We start from the raw sequence: 18,888 nt of genomic DNA on the forward strand, positions 1-18,888 counted from the left end.
GGGGCGGGGAGGCCGGCGGCCCGCGGCTCGGTTGTGCACAGGACCCACTTCGAAGCAGATTCCCCGGTAACTATCCCTGGTCGTAGTAATAGGGGGTGTGGATACCGTGGATAAGTGGTTCCGGTGCAGGTCAGGCCCTGTTTTTTGTCCACCGCGCCTGTGGGCGGAGCCCGTGGACAACCGGCCCGATCTGTGGACGGCCGAAAGTTGTGCACACGCGATGCACAGGAGACCCCCGGTTCTCCCCAGCGCTGTCCCCAGGAATACCCGGGTTCTCCCCAGCCCAACCCACCACGTTGGTGTGATGCGGTTCACTCCGACCGGTGAGCGGGTGCGTTCCGTTGCCGAACAGTGGACAGGACTGTGGAGAAGCGGCCCCCGGCTGGGGACAACGTGCCCCATCCTGTGGGCGAGCGGTGGACAACCGGGAGGGCGGCCCTGTGGGCGGCCGGAACGTCCACAGTCTGTGGATCCCTGTTGCCCACAAATCCACATGGCCCCCAGCAGCCCGAATGCGTGTCCGCCGGCCTCGCCTGTGGACACGTTCTGGACAACTCGGGCATCCCCAGGCTGTGGACGGGGGAAAACCGCCCCGTCCTGTGGAGAGACGTTCCTGTCCCCAGGCCGCGGCCGGCGCTTTCGAACAACGAGAAGCGCCCCGGGAGTTGGCCCGGGGCGCTGTGGACGGACGAGAAGGCGTGCGGGAGGGCTCCCGCGTCAGCTCTTGATGCGGTTGGTGAGCTCGGTGACCTGGTTGTAGATGGACCGCCGCTCGGCCATCAGGGAGCGGATCTTGCGGTCCGCGTGCATGACGGTCGTGTGGTCGCGGCCGCCGAACAGGGCGCCGATCTTGGGCAGCGACAGGTCCGTGAGCTCACGGCACAGGTACATGGCGATCTGCCGGGCCGTGACGAGCACCCGGCTGCGGGAGGAGCCGGAGAGGTCCTCCACGTCCAGCCCGAAGTACGAGGCCGTCTCCGCCATGATCGCCTGCCCGCTGATCTCCGGGACGGAGTCCTCCCCGCCCGGGATCAGGTCCTTCAGCACGATCTCGGTGAGCTGCAGGTCCACCGGCTGCCGGTTGAGGCTCGCGAAGGCCGTCACCCGGATCAGCGCGCCCTCCAGCTCGCGGATGTTCCGCGAGATCCGGGAGGCGATGAACTCCAGCACCTCCGGCGGGGCGTTGAGCTGCTCCTGCACCGCCTTCTTGCGCAGGATCGCGATCCGGGTCTCCAGCTCGGGCGGCTGGACGTCGGTGATCAGACCCCACTCGAAGCGGTTGCGCAGCCGGTCCTCCAGCGTCACCAGCTGCTTGGGCGGCCGGTCCGAGGAGAGCACGATCTGCTTGTTGGCGTTGTGCAGGGTGTTGAAGGTGTGGAAGAACTCCTCCTGCGTCGACTCCTTGCTCGCGAGGAACTGGATGTCGTCGACGAGCAGGATGTCCATGTCGCGGTAGCGCTTGCGGAACGCGTCCGCCTTGCCGTCGCGGATGGAGTTGATGAATTCGTTGGTGAACTCCTCGGAGCTCACGTAGCGCACCCGCGTGCCCGGGTAGAGGCTGCGCGCGTAGTGCCCGATCGCGTGCAGCAGGTGCGTCTTGCCGAGGCCGGACTCCCCGTAGATGAACAGCGGGTTGTACGCCTTGGCCGGGGCCTCGGCGACGGCGACCGCCGCGGCGTGCGCGAAGCGGTTGGAGGCGCCGATGACGAAGGTGTCGAAGAGGTACTTGGGATTCAGCCGCGCGGTGGGTTCGGCCGGTCCGCCGGAGCCGCCCGTTCCCGTCCCGGCGCCCGAGGGGGAACCGGCACCACTGCCGCCACCGGTGCGCGGCGTCGGCATGGTCGGCATCTGCGGCGGTGCCGGCTCCGGGCGAGCGGGGGCCTGGTGGGCCGGGGGCATCTCGTAGCGGGAGGCGGGCGGCTGGTACGGCTCGCGCTCCTGGTAGTCGCCGAACCGCTGCTGCTGCCAGCGGTCCTCGGGGTCATGGGGCGGCCAGCCGCCGGCACCGGCGCCGGGCCCGACCGCGTGCTCGGGGTAGGCCGGGCGCATCCGCGGGACCTCGCCGTAGCCGTGCGGCCGCTCGCCGTACCGGGGGGGCTCCACCCCGTACCCGAGGGGCTGCGGCTGGGCCTGGGGCTGCGGTTCGGGGGCGACCGGGGCCGGCGGCGCGGGGGCCGCCTCCGGTTCGGCGCCGGATGCGACGGCGATGGCGATGCCCACGGGGTGACCGAACTCACGGCTGAGGACATCGGTGATCAGCGGGAGGAGCCGTCCCTCCAGCACGCTCTTGGCGAACTCGTTGGGGGCCGACAGCACGGCCGTGCCCGCGACGAGCGCCAGCGGCTGGGTCCGCTGCAGCCACTCCGCGTCCTTCGGCTTGATGTCGTCGCTCTCGGCGAGCAGTTTCTGCAGGACCCTGGGCCACACTGAGGCAAGATCGGCAGTTACGTCAGCCACAGTGCACGCTCTCTCGGTCGCTGGTTGGTGCCGATGGGTCCCACGAAGGTGTGGTTCTTGGGACGGACGGGAATGTTTCGGAGTTCAGCCACGGTAGTCAGCGCGGCCTGCCTGGTTCAAGTCGTTGTCCACAGGGTGTGCAAAACCACGTCCGGATGGCGGCGCTCCACGTCCGTCGCCGGTGCTGGTTTGACCTGACGGCGCGGCCCCGCGTACCGTAACCAGGTCGAGTTGTCGATGGCTGCTGCCGCCTGCCTACCGATGGGCGAGGATCACTCAGGTGATCGTCAAGCGGTGCACACCTGAATGTTCCGCGAGTTCTCTCGTGGGCGCACGGTGACAGCCAGGCGACGCCCACACACGATTCATCCTGGAGCCCCCGAGTGAGCAAGCGCACCTTCCAGCCGAACAACCGTCGTCGCGCCAAGACCCACGGCTTCCGGCTGCGTATGCGTACGCGTGCCGGCCGCGCCATCCTCGCGACCCGCCGCAGCAAGGGCCGCGCCCGCCTGTCCGCCTGATCGCACCGAAGCGCGAGGTGTGAGTCGTGCTGCCCACCGAGAATCGGCTGAGGCGGCGGCAGGACTTCGCGATCGCGGTGCGTCGAGGACGCCGGGCCGGACGTCCACTCCTGGTCGTCCACCTGCGCACCGACAGTGACACAAGGGACCCGCACGCAGCGGGGGGGACTGCCTCCCCGGCGCGTGCGGGTTTCGTCGTGAGCAAGGCCGTCGGTGGCGCGGTGACCCGGAACCTGGTCAAGCGTCGGCTTCGTCACCTGGTCCGCGAACGTCTGTCCGTGCTGCCCCCCGGTAGCCTGGTAGTCGTACGAGCGCTGCCCGGTGCGGGTGACGCAGACCATTCACAGCTGGCCCGAGACCTGGATGCCGCCCTCGGGAGGCTCCTGGGGGTGGCGCTATGAAGTACCCGTTGCTGGCCTTGATCAAGATTTACCAGTGGACCATCAGCCCGTTGCTCGGTCCGGTCTGCAAGTACTACCCCTCGTGTTCGCACTACGGGTATACGGCGATCGATCGGCACGGCGCGATCAAGGGCACTGCCCTGACCGCGTGGCGGATCCTGCGTTGCAACCCGTGGTCGCTGGGCGGTGTGGACCATGTCCCGCCGCGCAAGCGCCCGCCGTGGCACGCTCGCCTGCGCGAAGCCCTCCGGGGTGACGCACCGGGCGGGTCCGTTACTCCCGAGCCCGTCGAGACGCCTCATGCCCAAGGAGCCTGACCGTGGGGATCTTGAACCCCCTCTACGATGCCGTTTCGTGGATCATTGTCCAGTTCCACTCGCTGTACGGCCTCGTCTTTGACAAGGACGGCGGCCTGGCCTGGGGCCTGTCGATCGTCTCCCTGGTGGTCCTGATCCGGATCTGCCTGATCCCGCTGTTCGTGAAGCAGATCAAGTCGACCCGGAACATGCAGGCGCTCCAGCCCAAGATGAAGGCGATCCAGGAGCGCTACAAGAACGACAAGCAGCGTCAGTCCGAAGAGATGATGAAGCTGTACAAGGAGACGGGCACCAACCCGCTCTCCTCGTGCCTTCCGATCCTGGCGCAGTCCCCCTTCTTCTTCTCGCTGTACCACGTGCTGAGCTACATCGCTCAGGGCAAGCAGGTCGGCGTGATGAGCCAGGACCTGGTCAACAGCGCCCAGAAGGCGCACATCTTCGGTGCCCCGCTCGCCGCGAAGTTCACCGACAGCGCCGACAAGCTCGCCTCGCTGGGCGCCTCGGTCACCGACGTCCGCGTGGTCACGGTCATCATGATCGTCCTGATGTCGGCCTCGCAGTTCTACACGCAGCGCCAGCTGATGACGAAGAACGTCGACATGACGGTGAAGACGCCGTTCATGCAGCAGCAGAAGATGCTGATGTACGTCTTCCCGATCATGTTCGCCGTCTTCGGCATCAACTTCCCCGTCGGTGTCCTCATCTACTGGCTGACCACCAACGTGTGGACCATGGGGCAGCAGATGTTCGTCATCCGCCGGAACCCGACCCCTGGCAGCCTCGCCTTCAAGCAGCGCGAAGAGCGACTGAAGGCCAAGGGCAAGCTGAAGGTCGAGCCCGCCGCCGCCCAGGAGCCGCAGGACGCGGCGCCGGTGAAGCGTTCCCAGCCCAAGCGCCAGACCAAGTCCCAGCGCCAGACGGGCGGCCCCGCGCAGCCGGCCGGTGCGGGTGGCACCAAGCCCAAGCCGGGAGGCGGGGCGGCCGCGAGCACCAAGCCCAAGCCCAAGCCGAGCAGCGGCGCGGACAAGCCGAACCTGTCGAAGAAGAAGTAGCAGAGGAGTCCCGCCGTGACGGACGGCAACACCACGGACGCGCTCACCCGCCTCGAGCAGGAGGGCGAGATCGCGGCCGACTACCTCGAGGGGCTGCTGGACATCGCCGACCTCGACGGTGACATCGACATGGACGTCGAGGGAGACCGGGCCTCGGTCTCCATCGTCGGCGACTCGTCGAGCCGCGACCTGAACAAGCTCGTCGGCCGGGACGGCGAGGTGCTGGAGGCGCTCCAGGAACTGACCCGGCTCGCGGTCCACCGGGAGACCGGCGACCGCAGCCGGCTGATGCTGGACATCGCCGGCTTCCGGGCGCAGAAGCGGGCCGAGCTGACGGAGCTGGGCGAGAAGGCGGCCGAGGAGGTCAAGGGCTCCGGCGAGCCAATCAAGCTCAAGCCGATGACGCCCTTCGAGCGCAAGGTCGTCCACGACGCCGTGGCCGCCGCGGGGCTGCGCAGCGAGTCCGAGGGCGAGGAGCCCGAGCGCCGGGTGGTCGTTCTCCCGGCTTCCTGACCTCCCCCGGTCTCAGCGGTACTCACTCGGCCCCGTCTGTTCGCAGGCGGGGCCGAACCTTGTCAGCCTGGTGAAAGCCCGTAACAACGGAAGGACGGTTCTCGTGACGGAGGCAGCGGCGGAGCTTCCCCCGGCGCCGGAGGCGGCACGTGAGGTGTTCGGGGAGCGCTTCGCGGACGCGGTGCGGTACGCGGAACTGCTGGCCGACGCGGGCGTGCGCCGCGGGCTGATCGGTCCGCGGGAGGTGCCCCGGTTGTGGGAGCGCCACCTGCTGAACTGCGCGGTGCTCGCCGAGGTGATCCCCCAGGGCGTCTCGGTCTGCGACGTGGGCTCGGGCGCGGGGCTTCCGGGCATTCCGCTGGCACTGACCCGGCCGGACCTCAGCATCACCCTGCTGGAACCGCTGCTGCGCCGGACGACCTTCCTCGAGGAGGCCGTGCGGTTGCTGGGGCTGTCCAACGTCGTGGTGGTGCGTGGCCGCGCCGAGGAGATGGTCGGCAAGGTGCCGCCGGTGGACGTGGTGACGGCGCGTGCCGTGGCACCGCTGGAAAGGCTCGCCGGCTGGGGGCTTCCGCTGCTGCGTCCGCACGGGGAGATGACGGTCCTCAAGGGGGACACGGCCGAGGAGGAGCTGAAGGCCGCGCGTGCCGCACTGAGCCGCCTCGGGGCGGTGGAGACCTCCGTGGTGCAGGTCGGCGAGGGGATCGTGGAACCGTTGTCGACCGTGGTGCGGGTGCTCGCGGGGGAGAGCCCCGGAGGTGTGCGCGGGGCGACCCGGCGGGCCAAGGCGGCCCGGGCGAGCCGTCGCCGCCAGCACTGACCGCGGCCCGCGCTGTGCTCCATACAAACGGCCATACGTACATAATCCGGAGTGTCGTGTAGGAAACGGTCGCGGCGCTGCGCATCGTGTTTCACGTGAAACGGCGCTTTCTGCTTCCAGGAATCCTTGGCCGGGCCCGTGCCGCGGCCGAATCGCTCTCTCATCGGACCGCCGAGATGACCCATTCGGTGACTCAACCGGTGGATTCATCCACAGGAGAACGGTCCTCACTGGTTCGCGACCCCGAAAGCATGGCAGGCTCTGTTCATTGCGAGCTTGTAGTCGAGGAGAGTGAATCCTTGCGGTCCGACGCCAACATCGCGGGACCGATGACCGATCCGGTCCCCGGTCCCCGCACCGAGCCGTTCGGGGACGATGTTTCACGTGAAACACCGCCCCCGATGGACGACACCCCCATCGGCCGCGCCGCCCAACTGGCCGTGGAGGCACTGGGGCGGGCCGGTGAAGGACTCCCCCGCCCACCCCAGACCCGAGTGGTCGTGGTCGCCAACCAGAAGGGTGGGGTCGGCAAGACCACCACCACGGTCAACATGGCCGCCTCCCTGGCCCTGCACGGGGCCCGGGTGCTGGTCGTCGACCTCGACCCCCAGGGCAACGCCTCCACCGCCCTCGGGATCGACCACCACTCCGAGGTCCCGTCCATCTACGACGTGCTGGTGGAGAGCAAGCCTCTCTCCGATGTCGTCCAGCCGGTGCCGGACGTGGAGGGCCTCTTCTGCGCTCCCGCCACCATCGACCTGGCGGGTGCCGAGATCGAACTGGTCTCCCTGGTGGCCCGGGAGAGCCGGCTGCAGCGGGCCATCGAGGCCTATGAGCAGCCGCTGGACTACATCCTCATCGACTGCCCGCCCTCGCTCGGTCTGCTGACCGTCAACGCCATGGTGGCCGGCGCCGAGGTTCTCATCCCGATCCAGTGCGAGTACTACGCACTGGAGGGCCTGGGACAGCTGCTCCGCAACGTGGAGCTGGTCCGAGGCCACCTCAACCCCAAGCTCCATGTCTCCACCATCCTGCTGACCATGTACGACGGCCGGACCCGGCTCGCCTCGCAGGTCGCCGAGGAGGTCCGTACCCACTTCGGCAAGGAGGTGCTGAGCACGAGCATCCCGCGCTCGGTTCGCATCTCGGAGGCCCCCAGCTACGGTCAGACGGTGCTGACCTACGATCCGGGTTCGAGTGGAGCGTTGTCGTACCTTGAAGCGGCACGCGAGATGGCCATGCGTGGCCTGGGACGCACCCAAGAGCTCAAAGAGCTGAACACCTCGGAGGGGAACCAGTGAGTGAGCGACGCAGAGGACTCGGCCGTGGTCTCGGCGCGCTGATTCCCGCCGCACCGAACGGTGCCGACGCGGCAGCCGCGACCGCGGTGGCGACGGCGGCGACCGCCACGCCGGTCCTGGCGCCGGAACGAGGTGTCGCCGCCGCCAAGGTGGCGGCCCTGGTGGATCAGCAGGGCCGTGAGGGAACCGCGACGATCCCGGTTTCACGTGAAACGCCGGAGGCCATCGCACCCCAGGAGCCGCCCATGGTGGCGGGGGCGTACTTCGCGGAACTGCCGCTGGACGCGATCATCCCCAACCCGCGGCAGCCGCGAGAGGTCTTCGACGAGGACGCGCTGGCCGAGCTGGTCACCTCCATCAAGGAGGTCGGCCTTCTGCAGCCGGTCGTCGTCCGTCAGGTCGGGTCGGAGCGCTACGAGCTCATCATGGGCGAGCGGCGCTGGCGGGCCAGCCGTGAGGCGGGCCTGGAGGCCATCCCCGCGATCGTGCGGGCCACCGACGACGAGAAGCTTCTCCTGGACGCCCTCCTGGAGAACCTGCACCGTGCCCAGCTGAACCCGCTGGAGGAGGCGGCCGCCTACGACCAGCTCCTCAAGGACTTCGCCTGCACTCACGAGCAGCTCGCCGACCGCATCGGCCGGTCCCGCTCCCAGGTCTCCAACACCCTTCGCCTGCTGAAGCTCTCCGCGCCCGTACAGCGGCGTGTGGCGGCCGGCGTGCTCTCCGCTGGGCACGCCCGCTCCCTGCTCGCCCTGGAGGACGTGGAGGACCAGGACCGGCTCGCCAGCCGGATCGTGGCCGAGGGCCTCTCGGTGCGCGCGGTCGAGGAGATCGTGCATGTGATGAACTCCGAGTCCCAGCCTGCCCGGAAGGCGCCCGCGCCCCGGGCCGCCAAGCGGATGGCCCCGGCCCTGACCGATCTCGCGCTTCGGCTCTCGGACCGCTTCGAGACCCGGGTGAAGGTGGACTTGGGACAGAAGCGCGGGAAGATCGTCGTGGAGTTCGCCTCGATAGAAGATCTGGAGCGCATCCTCGGCTCGATGGCGCCGGGCGAGGGCACGGTCCTCCAGCGGTCGCTCACCGAGGAGACCGACGAGGAGGAGTGACCGCCGAGCTCCTCACCGTCCTGTGACGGACCACGACTTCGGAGCGGGTCGCATCCCGAGAGGGATGTGACCCGCTTTTTTGCTGGGCCGTTCGCGTTGCTCCGGTGTCGGACTTGTCCGCCCGCGGATACGATGCGTACGGGATGGAGCACTACCTCCGAGGAGGGGCTCATGCGATCGGTGCGGCGCGTTGGAGTGGAGCACGATTGGCAGAGGGCCGCCCTTCTCGCAGCGGGGCTCGGGCTGGGCGCCGTGGGTGGCTTCGTCGGCAGTTGGGTCCACGACAGAAACGAGGGTCAGACCTCATGGGCCGTCGGCTCGTTCCGCTCACGCTGGACAACCTCCCGGATCTCCCCAACCGCTGCCGTGCGTGCGTCTTCTGGGAACTCGACCCGGTAAGCGGAGAAGCCGCCGTCCAGGCCGGCAAGCCGGAGCTGGAGAAGGAGGCCTGGATCTCCGCGGTGCTGCTGGAGTGGGGATCCTGCGGCCGTGTCGTCTACGTGGACGAGGTGCCCGCCGGCTTCGTGCTCTACGCTCCGCCGGCCTATGTGCCGCGCTCGACGGCCTTCCCCACGAGCCCCGTCTCCGCCGACGCGGTCCAGCTGATGACCGCCAGGATCCTCCCGGGCTTCCAGGGACAGGGGCTGGGCCGGGTGCTGGTGCAGACGATGGCCAAGGACCTGGTGCGGCGGGGCTTCCGGGCGATCGAGGCTTTCGGTGACGCGCGCTGGGAGGAGCCCGCGTGCGTCCTGCCCGCCGAACACCTCCTGGCCGTCGGCTTCAAGACGGTGCGGCCGCACCCGCGGTTCCCGCGGCTGCGGCTTGAACTGCGGACGACGATCTCCTGGAAGGAGGACGTCGAGATGGCGATCGACCGGCTGCTCGGCGCCGTGCAGAAGGAACCGGCGCTGCGCCCCCTGTGAACGACGAAGGGCCCGCCCCTCACGGGGGCGGGCCCTTTCGCATCCGTCTGCGGTGCTCAGCCGATGAAGTCGGCCAGGTCGCGCTCGATGGCGGCCTTCGGCTTGGCGCCGACGATGGTCTTCACAACCTCACCGCCCTTGTAGACGTTGAGGGTCGGGATCGACATGACGCCGTACTTGGCGGCGGTGACCGGGTTCTCGTCGATGTTCAGCTTGACGATGGTGATCTGCTCGCCGTGCTCCGCGGCGATCGCCTCGAGGGACGGGGCGATCTGGCGGCACGGACCGCACCACTCGGCCCAGAAGTCGACGAGCACGGGCTTGTCGCTCGACAGGACCTCCTCGTCGAAGGTCGCATCGGTCACGGTCTTGGTGTTGCCGGCCACGGCTGTCTCCTCGGTGTGTAGGACGGGTAGTTGATTTTTCGGTGCGGTCAGACGACCGCGGCGGCGGTCTGCTCGGGCTCGCGGGTGTGCTCGCTGCCCGCGTCGCTCAGAGCGGCGAGGTAGCGCTCGGCGTCCAGGGCGGCGGAGCAACCGGTGCCCGCGGCGGTGATCGCCTGGCGGTAGGTGTGGTCCACGACGTCACCCGCGGCGAAGACACCGGGGATCTTCGTACGCGTACTGGGCGACTCGACCTTGAGGTAGCCCTCCTCGTCCAGGTCGAGGACGCCCTTGAACAGCTCGGTCCGGGGGTCGTGGCCGATCGCGATGAACAGTCCGGTGACCGGCAGCTCGGAGGTCTCGCCGGACTTGGTGTTCCGCAGGACCAGGCCGGAGAGCTTGCCGTCACCGTTGATCTCGGCGACCTCGCTGTCCCAGAGGAAGGAGATCTTCGGGTCGGCGAAGGCACGCTCCTGCATGGCCTTGGAGGCGCGCAGGGTGTCCCGGCGGTGAACCACCTGCACGCTCTTGGCGAAGCGCGAGAGGAAGGTCGCCTCCTCCAGGGCGGTGTCGCCACCGCCGATGACGGCGATCTCGTGGTCCTTGAAGAAGAAGCCGTCACAGGTGGCGCACCAGGAGACACCGCGACCGGAGAGCTGGTCCTCGTTGGGGAGCCCGAGCTTGCGGTGCTGGGAACCGGTGGCGACGATGACGGCCCTCGCCCGGTGGACGGTGCCCGCGGAGTCGGTGACGGTCTTGATGTCGCCCTCGAGGTCGACCTCGACGATGTCGTCCGGGATCAGCTCGGCACCGAAGCGCTCGGCCTGGGCCCGCATGTTCTCCATGAGGTCGGGGCCCATGATGCCGTCACGGAAGCCCGGGAAGTTCTCCACCTCGGTCGTGGTCATCAGGGCACCGCCGGCCGTGACCGCACCTTCGAAGACCAGGGGCTTGAGGGAGGCGCGGGCGGTGTAGAGCGCGGCTGTGTATCCCGCCGGCCCGGAACCGATGATGATCACGTTTCGGACGTCGCTCACGGGTTCTTCCTCGTCTCTGCTGTACCGATTCGCCGGGTGCCTCGGCGGCGGGACCATTGTCATCCCGCCTAACGGATCCTACGGTCCGGGCATTCCCGTCGGCGTGGCGCTAGCGAGGGTATGTCTCCTCACGGAGGAGGGTGCCCGTGGCGGCCGGCTGTGCGCTGGTGCACGAGGCGTCCACGACGTAGGCGTCCACCAGTGCGGGGTCGCCCTTGTGCGGCAGCACGACCAGATAGGAGTCCATGCTCTCGTACCTGCCCCGTCGGACGGCGATAGGGGCCTCCCGGCGGTCCACGGCCTCCAGGACACACGACGGCGTGGCGCTCTCCATACCGACCATCGGGGACTGTTGGGAGGGCTTGCTCTCCGGGCGGCTGCTCGTGCCGCGTGTCAGCAGATCGTGTACCTGCACGCCGAGCGTGTCGGCGTCAGCCTTGGCACCCACGCCGGAGTCCGCCGACGACTGACGGTCGGCCGTTCCCCCGGCGTCCCAGGTGGACTGGGCGAGGAAGGAGCCGAGGCCGACCACGACGGCCGCGGAGGCGGCGACGAGGACCGCCTTCCCCCAGCGGCGGCGGGATCGGGCGCCGGGGCGGCCGGGGCCGCTGGGGCCGGCGCCGCGGCCGGAGGGCCGTCCGGCGACCGGCGCGGATGTTTCACGTGAAACACGAGGAGGTCCCGCGGCTTCTGTTTCACGTGAAACATCGGCATCGCCGGCCGAGGCGAGCAGCGCCTCCGCGGCGAGCGCGGCATCGATCCGGCCGGCGATGTCGGCGGGCATCCGCGGCGGGCCGGGCAGCGTGCCCAGCAGCCCGCGGATCTCGTCCAGTGAGGCACGTACGTCGGCGCAGAGCGCGCAGCCGTCGATGTGCCCGCGGACGTCGGCCGAGCGCTCGGGCGGGAGGATGCCCTCGGTGAGTGCCGAGATCTCGGCGACCTCGGGGTGCTCGTCCGTACCCGTCGTCGACGTCATGGGTGTCCACCTCCGCCCTGTGTGAAGCCGTGGCCCGGCCGGGTCTCCGTCTCTGGGACGGATGCGTTCTCCGTCCGGTTCCTTCCCCCTGCCCGATCTCGCCTACTCCCCGGCGCGTCCCGCAGGTGGGACAGGAGCGGCAGCAGCCGTGCTCTGCCTCGGGCGCATCTGCTCTTGACCGTCCCCGCCGGCACGTCGAGAACGGCGGCGGCCTCGGCCACGGGGTAGCCCTGCATGTCGACCAGAACCAGGGCCGCCCGCTGTTCCACGGGGAGCGTCGCGAGCGCCCGCAGCAGTTCCCGGTGCAGCTCGCCCCGCTCGGCGGGGGCGGCGGCGGACTCGTGCGGTTCGAGCAGTTCCTCGAACTGCTTCTCGTCTGTGACCGTGGCGGTACGGCGCGAGGCGGCCTTGCGGGCCCGGTCGAGGCACGCGTTCACGGTGATGCGGTGCAGCCAGGTCGTGACGGCCGACTGCCCGCGGAAGGTGTGGGCGGAGCGGAAGGCCGAGACGAGCGCGTCCTGCACGGCGTCGGCGGCCTCCTCGCGGTCCCCCAGGGTCCGCAGCGCCACCGCCCAGAGCCGGTCGCGGTGCCGGCGGACGAGTTCCCCGAACGCGTTCGGGTCCCCCGCGACATGGCGGGCGAGGAGGTCGCTGTCGCTGATCTCCCCGCCCGTGCCCTGCGTGGCCACCGTCCCCCTCCCCGCGGGGCTACTGCCCCTCGAACCTCACATTGGTGATGGCTTGCTTGTGGCCGGCGCCGGAGTATCCGTCGGTCTCCGAGTAGGGGAGAGCGGTCAGCCAGACCACGACGTAACGCGTTTCCACGGGTGCCTTCAGCGTGAGCTTCGCCGCCTTGCCGTCGGTGGTGACGGTGGCCAGTTTCTTCAGCTGGCCCGGCTCGGCCGTGGAGGCCAGCGAGTCGGCCGCGTAGAGGGTGACCGTCGTGTGGTCGCCGCCGTAGTAGAACTCTATTGACGCCTGGCCGAGCTTCCTCGCCGCTCCCAGGTCGTAGGCGATGCCGACGCCCTTCTTGACGGAGGGGGCGAATTCGGGGCCGTCGGCGAAGCTGTTCGTGCGCCAGTACGTGGACGTCTTGCTGTCGTACGTGGCATCGACGTCGTTCGGGTGCTGGGCCCCGCCGTAGGGCGCGTACTCGGCCGCCCCCTGGACGGGGAGCGGCTTCAGCGTCACCTGGTTCGCGCCGCCGTTGTCGCTGCCCCCCTCGCCGCCCGTGTTGTGGGACGTGGAGGTGCCACCGGACTTCGCCTGGTGCTCGCGGTCCATGAGCGTCTCCGCGAGCTGCCAGCTGCCGAGGCCCAGAGCGACGATGAGGAGGGCCGACACGGACCACTTGAGGGCCTTGCCGGTGCGGCCGGGCAGGGCCGGCGGCGGCGGGGAGGGGAGGACCGTCGTGACGCCGGGGGACGTGGGCCCCCCGGAGTTCTGGCGGTAGGAGCCCTGCTGGTACGTGGTGCCCGAGAAGGACGTCATGGTCGGCTCGGGCGGCCGGATCTTTGGGATCGCGGCGACGGCCTTGGCCAGTTCCTCGGGGGTGGTGCACGGCTCCGGCTCGCGGGAGGCCGTCGCCCCGTCGTTGACGAGGGCGCGCATGGCGACCTCCGACAGCCCGCGGTGGACGCCCGCCCGCACCTGGTCGGGCGCGACGAGGCCGACGTCCTTGGGGAGGCCGGTGAGCCCGTGCTCGTCCTTCGGGTACGGCCAGCGCTGGGTGAGCGAGGCGTACAGGAGGGCCCCGATGGCCTCGGTGTCCTCGCGCTGCGGGCGCTCCGAGGAGATGCCGCGCAGCGCGGCGGCGACCGCCAGACCACGGATGCGGTACTGGCCGGCCTCGGTGCGCAGGACCGCGTCGGGGCCGAGACGGAGATGGGCCAGGCCCTCGCGGTGGGCGGCGGCCATGGCTTGGGAGATCTGGTTGACCATCTGGTGGGCCTCGTGCGGCTCCAGCGGGTCGGCGGCGATCAGGGTGGTGAGTTCCCGCGCGTCAGGGAGCCACTCGTGGATCACGTAGACGAGGTCGTTCTCCTCGACCGCGTCGAGGACCTGCACGAAGCGCGGGTCGCCGAGAAGGGCCGCGGAGCGGGCCGCCGCCAGCACCGAGCGGGCCCGGCTGTGGTCGGCGGGCAGGGTGTGGATGCCCACGGCCCGGCGCAGCTTCTCGTCGACGGCCCTCCAGCTGCTGAAGCCGTCGGCACGGGTGAGGCACTCCTCCAGGCGGTAGCGCCCGGCGAGCTTGTGGCCGCTGTGGAGCTCGGGCGGCTCGGAATTGGTCGGTGCTGTCTCCTCAGGGGGGGTCTGCTGTGGCGCGTCCTGCTCTTCGCTTCGGTCCGTCGCCTCGTCGGCCGTGGCACTTTCCGCTTGGGCGGCGAGCTGCTTGTCGCCGCCCTCGTTGGCCACTCCGACGGCAGCCGTGCTCCGTTCCGCCACCGTCGTTCCTGCCTCCCCATCCGTTGCAAGATCTGACAACACAGCCGAGGACAATTGTGCCAACAGTCCACCGCTATGCACGACACACGACGGCCCCCGAAGGTTGCGCGGTACGCGCCGTCAGCGGCCCAGCCGGCCCCTGACCATGCCGACCATGGCCGTCATCTCCTCGACGCGCATGCGCTTGGCGGCGATGAAGAAGATTCCGCCCAGCACAGCGGCGCCGAGCACCAGCGACAGCAACGAGGCGGCAGCGCCGTGACCCAGCGAGTGCCAGACACCGTAGACGACGGCCCCGGCACCCGCTGCGGCGGGGATGCACGCGCCGAAGAGCCTGGCGTAGGTGCGGACGACGCGCTTGCCGTCGATGTCGCCGCCGAGGCGCCTGCGCAGCCGCTTGACCGCCACTCCGACGCCGATCGCGTAGGCCAGTCCGTAGCCGGCGGCCATGCCCACCACCGCCCACCGGGCGGGCAGCAGGAAGTAGCAGGCGGCGGCCGCGGTGGCGTTGCAGATCGCGACGATGACGGTGTTGTAGAAGGGGGTGCGGGTGTCCTCGTACGCGTAGAAGCCGCGCAGGACGATGTACTGCACCGAGAAGGGGATCAGGCCCAGCCCGAAGGCCATCAGCACGAAGCCGATGTTCACCGCGCCCTCACCGGAGCTGCTGTAGAGCAGGGTGGCGATGGGGAGGCCGAGCGCGAGGAAGGCGAAGGCGGCGGGCACGATGGCCACGCCCGAGGTCCGCAGGCCGTAGGAGAGGTCGTCGCGGACCGCGGCGGCGTCCCCGTCGGCCGCCGCGCGGGAGATCCGCGGGAGCACGGCCGTCATGACGGAGACGGTGATGATGGCCTGCGGCATCTGCCACAGGAGCAGCGCGTAGTTGAAGGCGGTGATGCCGGTGCCCTCGTGGCCGCCCTGCTCGGCCGTCGAACCGGCCGCCGTGGCGAACTGGGTGAGGACGATCAGGCCGATCTGGTTGGCGAGGACGAAGAAGAAGGTCCACTTGGCCAGCTTCGCCGCGTGTCCGAGGCCGTGGCCGCGCCAGTCGAACCGCGGCCTGATCCGGAATCCGGCCTCACGCAGGTAGGGGACCATCGCCAGGGCCTGCACGGTCAGGCCCAGCAGGGTGCCGAGGCCGAGCAGGCGGACGCCCTCGGGGGTGATGGTCTGCGAGGAGACACCGGTGCTGGTGAACGAGCCGAAGGCCCAGATGAAGGCGCCGAAGGTGGCGATGATGACGACGTTGTTGAGGACCGGGGTCCACATCATCGCGCCGAAGCGGCCGCGGGCGTTGAGGATCTGCCCGAGCACGACGTGCACCCCCATGAAGAACATGGTGGGGATGCAGTAGCGGGCGAAGGTGACCGCGACCTCGAACCTGACCGGGTCGGAGGCGATGTCGTGGGACATCGCCCGGATGAAGAGCGGTGCGGCGACCACACAGACGGCGGTGACGGCCGCCAGACCGACGGCGACCAGGGTGAGCAGACGGTTGGCGTACGCCTCGCCGCCGTCCTCGTCGTTCTTCATGGCGCGTACGAGCTGCGGGATGAAGACCGCGTTGATCGCGCCGCCGCCGACCAGGATGTAGATCATCGTGGGCAGGGTGTTGGCGACCTGGTAGCCGTCGTTCAGGGTGCCGACGCCGATCGCGGCCGCCATGACCAGGGTGCGCAGGAATCCGGTGACCCGGGAGACGAGGGTGCCGGCCGCCATGAGGGCGCTGGACTTGAGGATGCTGCCGGCCCGTCCGCCGGACTTCCCGGCCGCGGGCGCCGCCGCGGGTTCGGGCTCCGCGGGGGCGGTCTCCACCGGCTCGTCGCGGAAGAGGTGGGCGTACTCGTCCGGCCGGGCGGGCCTGCCGTCCTCGTCCGGCGCGTTGGAGACCAGCTCGTCGACGCCGACGTACCGCGTGTTGGCGTCGTCGGCGTACGGCATGCGGTACGGCTCCTGGTGCGCGTACGGCGGCCCGTAGGCATGCGGCTGGGCCGGCGGGTGCGCGGCGCGGTCGTAGAGCGCCTCGCCCACCGGGTCCTCAACGGTCGGATCCTGCCGCCGGTACGGATCGCGGGCGTAGGTGTCCTGCAGGTACGGGTCGGGCGCGGCAGGGTGCTGCTCGGGGAACCGCTCCCCGGCTTCCCGTTCGCGCTCACCGTCGTACGGTGCGTTCATCTCTGCCCCACCTCATCGGCCATGGCTCGCTGGCTATCGGTCCACCTTCTCACCCGTCCCGGACGGGTCCGTACTTTCCGGGGAGGTGTCCGGCGCCAGGTCACCCGGCTGCTCGTCACGGACGCCGTCCCGGTCACCCATGGTGCCTTCACCGGCGTCGTCCTCGTCCTCGCCCGTCTCCCCGTCGGCCGACGGGTCCGCGTCGTCCCCGGAGGGGTCGGCGTCGTCGTCCCCGCCCCCGGACGCCGCGCGGCGCTTGCGCTGGTGGTACATCCGGGCACCCGCCAGCACGAGCAGCAGGAGCCCGGCGGCGATCACCAGCATGACGGAGGATGTGATGGAGGTGACATCCACCTGGAAGGTGATGGGCGTGCTGAACTTGGCGCCGTCGGCCGTGTAGAGCTGGGCCGTGATCGTGTTCAGGCCGTTGCGGGCGGCGGTGCCCTCGAACTTCAGGGAGCGGGTGTGGCCGCCCTCGACGGTCACGGGCTGCGCGTCGCCCGGGTCGAGGCTGTTGCCCTGGCTGGAGGTGAGACGCAGCTCCAGGCCCTTCACCGTCTGGCCGAGCTCGTTCTTCACGGTGACCGGGATGGTGCCGCTGCGGCCCGAGAGCGTGAGCGTCCCGGTCTTGGGGAGCAGGTACACCAGGCTCATCAGGTCGGACAGGTAGTCGGAGATGGCCGTGCGGTAGGCGGCCGACCTGTGGGAGGAGCCGCGCCACTCGGTGGACATCGAGCGCATCAGCGCGTTGCCGAAGGGGGTCCGCACCCGGTCGGGCTTGCTCAGCAGGGCCATGAAGTCGTCGAGCTCGCCCTGGGTCGCCTGGATCTGGCGGAAGGCCGCGGTGCTCAACTCCTGCTTGCGCAGACGCTTGGGGTAGGCGCCGGTGCCGGGGACCTTGCGGTTGGCCCTCGGGTCGGGGGTGGCCTTCGCCGCCGCGGAGAAGTCCGCGGTCTCCGCCCAGCCGCTGCCGGCGACCTCCGTGATGGCCTGGGCCATGGCCTGGGCCTGCGAGGCCTTGGCCATCCGCTGCGGGGCGACCACGACGCTGCGCTGCCGGTCGGGCGCCTGCATCGTGATCATCAGGGTCTGCGCCAGGTACTTCTGGATCGCGAGGGTCGAGGAACCGGCCGACGTCATGTCGCCCCGGAAAGCCTTGGAGAGCCCGGAATCGGCGACGACCGCCGTGGTGCCCCCGCCGATGGGCCGCGCCGAGGTGGGGGTGTAGTTGAGGCCGCCGGGCTCGCCGAGGCTGTCGCTGCTGGCGATCACCTTGTCGGCGCCGGCCGAGGTGGCCACGGCGACGATGGAGCGGTCGACGGCGCCCTCGACGGGCCAGGAGACGTCCGTGTCCGGGGTGACCTGGCCGTTGAGGACGACCTCGACGGTGGTCGTCGCGAGTTCCGTGGCGGTCTTGAGGTGGTTGAGGGTGCCGGGGACGCTCTTGCCGCGGTGGGCGATGGAGGCGATGTCGGGGTCGGCGAAGGGCAGCGCGACGACCTCCTTCCCGACCACGGTCTCCTTGAGGCTGCTCAGCCAGCGCTTCGCGTTCTCGGTGCCGGTGCCCGCCGTGGTGTGATCGAGATCACCGCCGGGGCCGGCGACCTGGTACCGGCGCGTCATCGCGTCGACCGTGGAGAGCAGATCCGGGTCGATGACCCAGGTGACGGGCAGATCCCGGCCGAGGGCCACCATCTGCTGCAGACGGCCGCCGGGCGCCAGGTCCCCGGCGAGGTCGTCGTCGAGGAAGATCGGGCTCTGCTGGTCGTCGCTCTCGCTGCGCACGGCGAGGTGCGGGCGGTCGATCAGCGGCCACAGGAAGGTGTAGCGGGTCGGCTTGGCATCCCCGTCGGGGTACCAGGGGAGGAAGGTCCGCTCGATGCCGAGGTACTCGTCGTAGCCGCGGTCACGGGTCTGCCCGGTCAGGGAGACCCCGAGCTGGTAGACGCCGTCCGCGCCCAGGCCGAGATCCTTGACCGGCACCTTCAGGGTGAAACTGCGGCTGATGCCGGCGGGCAGGTCGTCGACCGGGACGGTGTGCCCGGCGATCTCCCCGCCGTCGGCCAGGGTGTGGGGCGCACTGGTGGACACGTCGTTGATGGCGCTGCGGCTGTCCAGCGGGCCCTGGGGGGCGATCTCCACGCCGACGTGGGCGCCGCTGACGGTGTGCTTGCTCTTGTTGGTGACGGTGCCCGTCACCGTGAGGGTGTCGCCCTTGGCCGGGGCGGTGGGGGACAGCGAGTTCACCGACACGTCCACGGTCCGGCCGCTGGAGGTCTCCGCGTACGCCGCGGGGGCCGTACGGGCCTGGACCAGGCCGGTGAAGAGGGTGGCGCCCACGAGCAGCGCCGTGGCCCGGCGCAGCCTCGAACGGGCCGGAGTTCCTCCGGGGTGCTGTGCCGCCTCGCCCACGCGCTGGCCGTCCCTCGTCGTCATCGGATGTGCGTCCTGGAATGGTAAC

General features: G+C 70.1%; 17 protein-coding genes. 9 read left to right on the forward strand and 8 right to left on the reverse strand.

What is annotated here, in order from left to right; translation table 11 throughout:
- Positions 1-717 precede the first annotated feature (717 nt).
- Complete coding sequence (dnaA, locus tag PV342_RS11175) at positions 718-2,457, reverse strand: chromosomal replication initiator protein DnaA (protein WP_400799721.1); 1,740 nt, start codon at positions 2,455-2,457, stop codon at positions 718-720.
- 383 nt (positions 2,458-2,840) lie between these two features.
- Here dnaA and rpmH point away from each other — a divergent pair, with 383 nt between their 5' ends.
- The 9 genes from rpmH to PV342_RS11220 all read left to right on the forward strand — a co-directional run bounded on the left by rpmH (position 2,841) and on the right by PV342_RS11220 (position 9,411).
- The gene (rpmH, locus tag PV342_RS11180) at positions 2,841-2,978 is read left to right on the forward strand and encodes a 50S ribosomal protein L34 (protein ID WP_003975051.1); all 138 of its coding nucleotides are present in this window, start codon (positions 2,841-2,843) and stop codon (positions 2,976-2,978) included.
- 26 nt (positions 2,979-3,004) lie between these two features.
- Positions 3,005-3,379 carry a ribonuclease P protein component gene (gene rnpA, locus PV342_RS11185; protein WP_078619814.1) on the forward strand — a complete coding sequence of 125 codons (375 nt, stop codon included), beginning with the start codon at positions 3,005-3,007 and terminating at the stop codon, positions 3,377-3,379.
- A complete protein-coding gene (yidD, locus tag PV342_RS11190; RefSeq protein WP_037731476.1) occupies positions 3,376-3,696 on the forward strand; it encodes a membrane protein insertion efficiency factor YidD in 321 nt (106 codons plus the stop codon). The genes rnpA and yidD overlap by 4 nt, the downstream gene beginning before the upstream one ends.
- 2 nt (positions 3,697-3,698) lie before the next feature.
- Positions 3,699-4,748, forward strand: coding sequence for a membrane protein insertase YidC (yidC, locus tag PV342_RS11195; protein ID WP_391576824.1), 1,050 nt, complete (start codon positions 3,699-3,701; stop codon positions 4,746-4,748).
- Between the two features lie 15 nt (positions 4,749-4,763).
- Positions 4,764-5,261: a Jag family protein gene (locus PV342_RS11200; protein ID WP_400799715.1), complete on the forward strand. Its 498-nt coding sequence runs from the start codon at positions 4,764-4,766 to the stop codon at positions 5,259-5,261.
- Between the two features lie 103 nt (positions 5,262-5,364).
- Positions 5,365-6,081, forward strand: a complete 717-nt coding sequence (gene rsmG / locus PV342_RS11205; RefSeq protein ID WP_361000432.1) for a 16S rRNA (guanine(527)-N(7))-methyltransferase RsmG — start codon at positions 5,365-5,367, stop codon at positions 6,079-6,081.
- A gap of 251 nt (positions 6,082-6,332) precedes the next feature.
- Positions 6,333-7,382 carry a ParA family protein gene (locus PV342_RS11210; protein WP_078619815.1) on the forward strand — a complete coding sequence of 350 codons (1,050 nt, stop codon included), beginning with the start codon at positions 6,333-6,335 and terminating at the stop codon, positions 7,380-7,382.
- A complete protein-coding gene (locus tag PV342_RS11215; RefSeq protein WP_386989996.1) occupies positions 7,379-8,488 on the forward strand; it encodes a ParB/RepB/Spo0J family partition protein in 1,110 nt (369 codons plus the stop codon). The genes PV342_RS11210 and PV342_RS11215 overlap by 4 nt, the downstream gene beginning before the upstream one ends.
- Positions 8,489-8,793: 305 nt before the next feature.
- The gene (locus tag PV342_RS11220) at positions 8,794-9,411 is read left to right on the forward strand and encodes a GNAT family N-acetyltransferase (protein ID WP_018558150.1); all 618 of its coding nucleotides are present in this window, start codon (positions 8,794-8,796) and stop codon (positions 9,409-9,411) included.
- 56 nt (positions 9,412-9,467) lie between these two features.
- Here the strand turns inward: PV342_RS11220 and trxA are convergent, their stop codons facing one another.
- From trxA to PV342_RS11255, 7 genes are all read right to left on the reverse strand, one after another.
- Positions 9,468-9,797 (reverse strand): thioredoxin, encoded by a 330-nt coding sequence (gene trxA, locus PV342_RS11225; RefSeq protein ID WP_018558151.1) that lies wholly within the window; start codon positions 9,795-9,797, stop codon positions 9,468-9,470.
- Positions 9,798-9,844: 47 nt separating this feature from the next.
- Positions 9,845-10,831, reverse strand: a complete 987-nt coding sequence (gene trxB, locus PV342_RS11230) for a thioredoxin-disulfide reductase (protein WP_400799710.1) — start codon at positions 10,829-10,831, stop codon at positions 9,845-9,847.
- 109 nt (positions 10,832-10,940) lie between these two features.
- The gene (locus PV342_RS11235; RefSeq protein WP_500316817.1) at positions 10,941-11,807 is read right to left on the reverse strand and encodes an RsmA family anti-sigma factor; all 867 of its coding nucleotides are present in this window, start codon (positions 11,805-11,807) and stop codon (positions 10,941-10,943) included.
- Positions 11,804-12,496 (reverse strand): RNA polymerase sigma factor SigM, encoded by a 693-nt coding sequence (gene sigM, locus PV342_RS11240; RefSeq protein ID WP_400799705.1) that lies wholly within the window; start codon positions 12,494-12,496, stop codon positions 11,804-11,806. Before sigM ends, PV342_RS11235 begins: the two co-directional genes overlap by 4 nt.
- A gap of 19 nt (positions 12,497-12,515) precedes the next feature.
- The gene (locus PV342_RS11245) at positions 12,516-14,252 is read right to left on the reverse strand and encodes a protein kinase family protein (protein ID WP_400799702.1); all 1,737 of its coding nucleotides are present in this window, start codon (positions 14,250-14,252) and stop codon (positions 12,516-12,518) included.
- A gap of 120 nt (positions 14,253-14,372) precedes the next feature.
- Positions 14,373-16,427: a murein biosynthesis integral membrane protein MurJ gene (gene murJ, locus PV342_RS11250; RefSeq protein WP_400799699.1), complete on the reverse strand. Its 2,055-nt coding sequence runs from the start codon at positions 16,425-16,427 to the stop codon at positions 14,373-14,375.
- A 33-nt stretch (positions 16,428-16,460) separates the two neighbouring features.
- Positions 16,461-18,863: a DUF6049 family protein gene (locus PV342_RS11255; protein ID WP_500316819.1), complete on the reverse strand. Its 2,403-nt coding sequence runs from the start codon at positions 18,861-18,863 to the stop codon at positions 16,461-16,463.
- Positions 18,864-18,888 lie beyond the last annotated feature (25 nt).

The sequence above is a fragment of the Streptomyces sp. PA03-3a genome, assembly GCF_033792735.1.
GTDB lineage: Bacteria > Actinomycetota > Actinomycetes > Streptomycetales > Streptomycetaceae > Actinacidiphila.

Excerpts from the sequence above, each read along its gene's own strand:
- yidD (WP_037731476.1), top strand. The coding sequence starts at position 3,376 with ATGAAGTACCCGTTGCTGGCCTTGATCAAGATTTACCAGTGGACCATC.
- PV342_RS11220 (WP_018558150.1), top strand. The coding sequence starts at position 8,794 with ATGGGCCGTCGGCTCGTTCCGCTCACGCTGGACAACCTCCCGGATCTC.
- PV342_RS11235 (WP_500316817.1), bottom strand. The coding sequence starts at position 11,807 with ATGACGTCGACGACGGGTACGGACGAGCACCCCGAGGTCGCCGAGATC.
- PV342_RS11255 (WP_500316819.1), bottom strand. The coding sequence starts at position 18,863 with ATGACGACGAGGGACGGCCAGCGCGTGGGCGAGGCGGCACAGCACCCC.
- murJ (WP_400799699.1), bottom strand. The coding sequence starts at position 16,427 with ATGAACGCACCGTACGACGGTGAGCGCGAACGGGAAGCCGGGGAGCGG.
- PV342_RS11210 (WP_078619815.1), top strand. The coding sequence starts at position 6,333 with ATGGCAGGCTCTGTTCATTGCGAGCTTGTAGTCGAGGAGAGTGAATCC.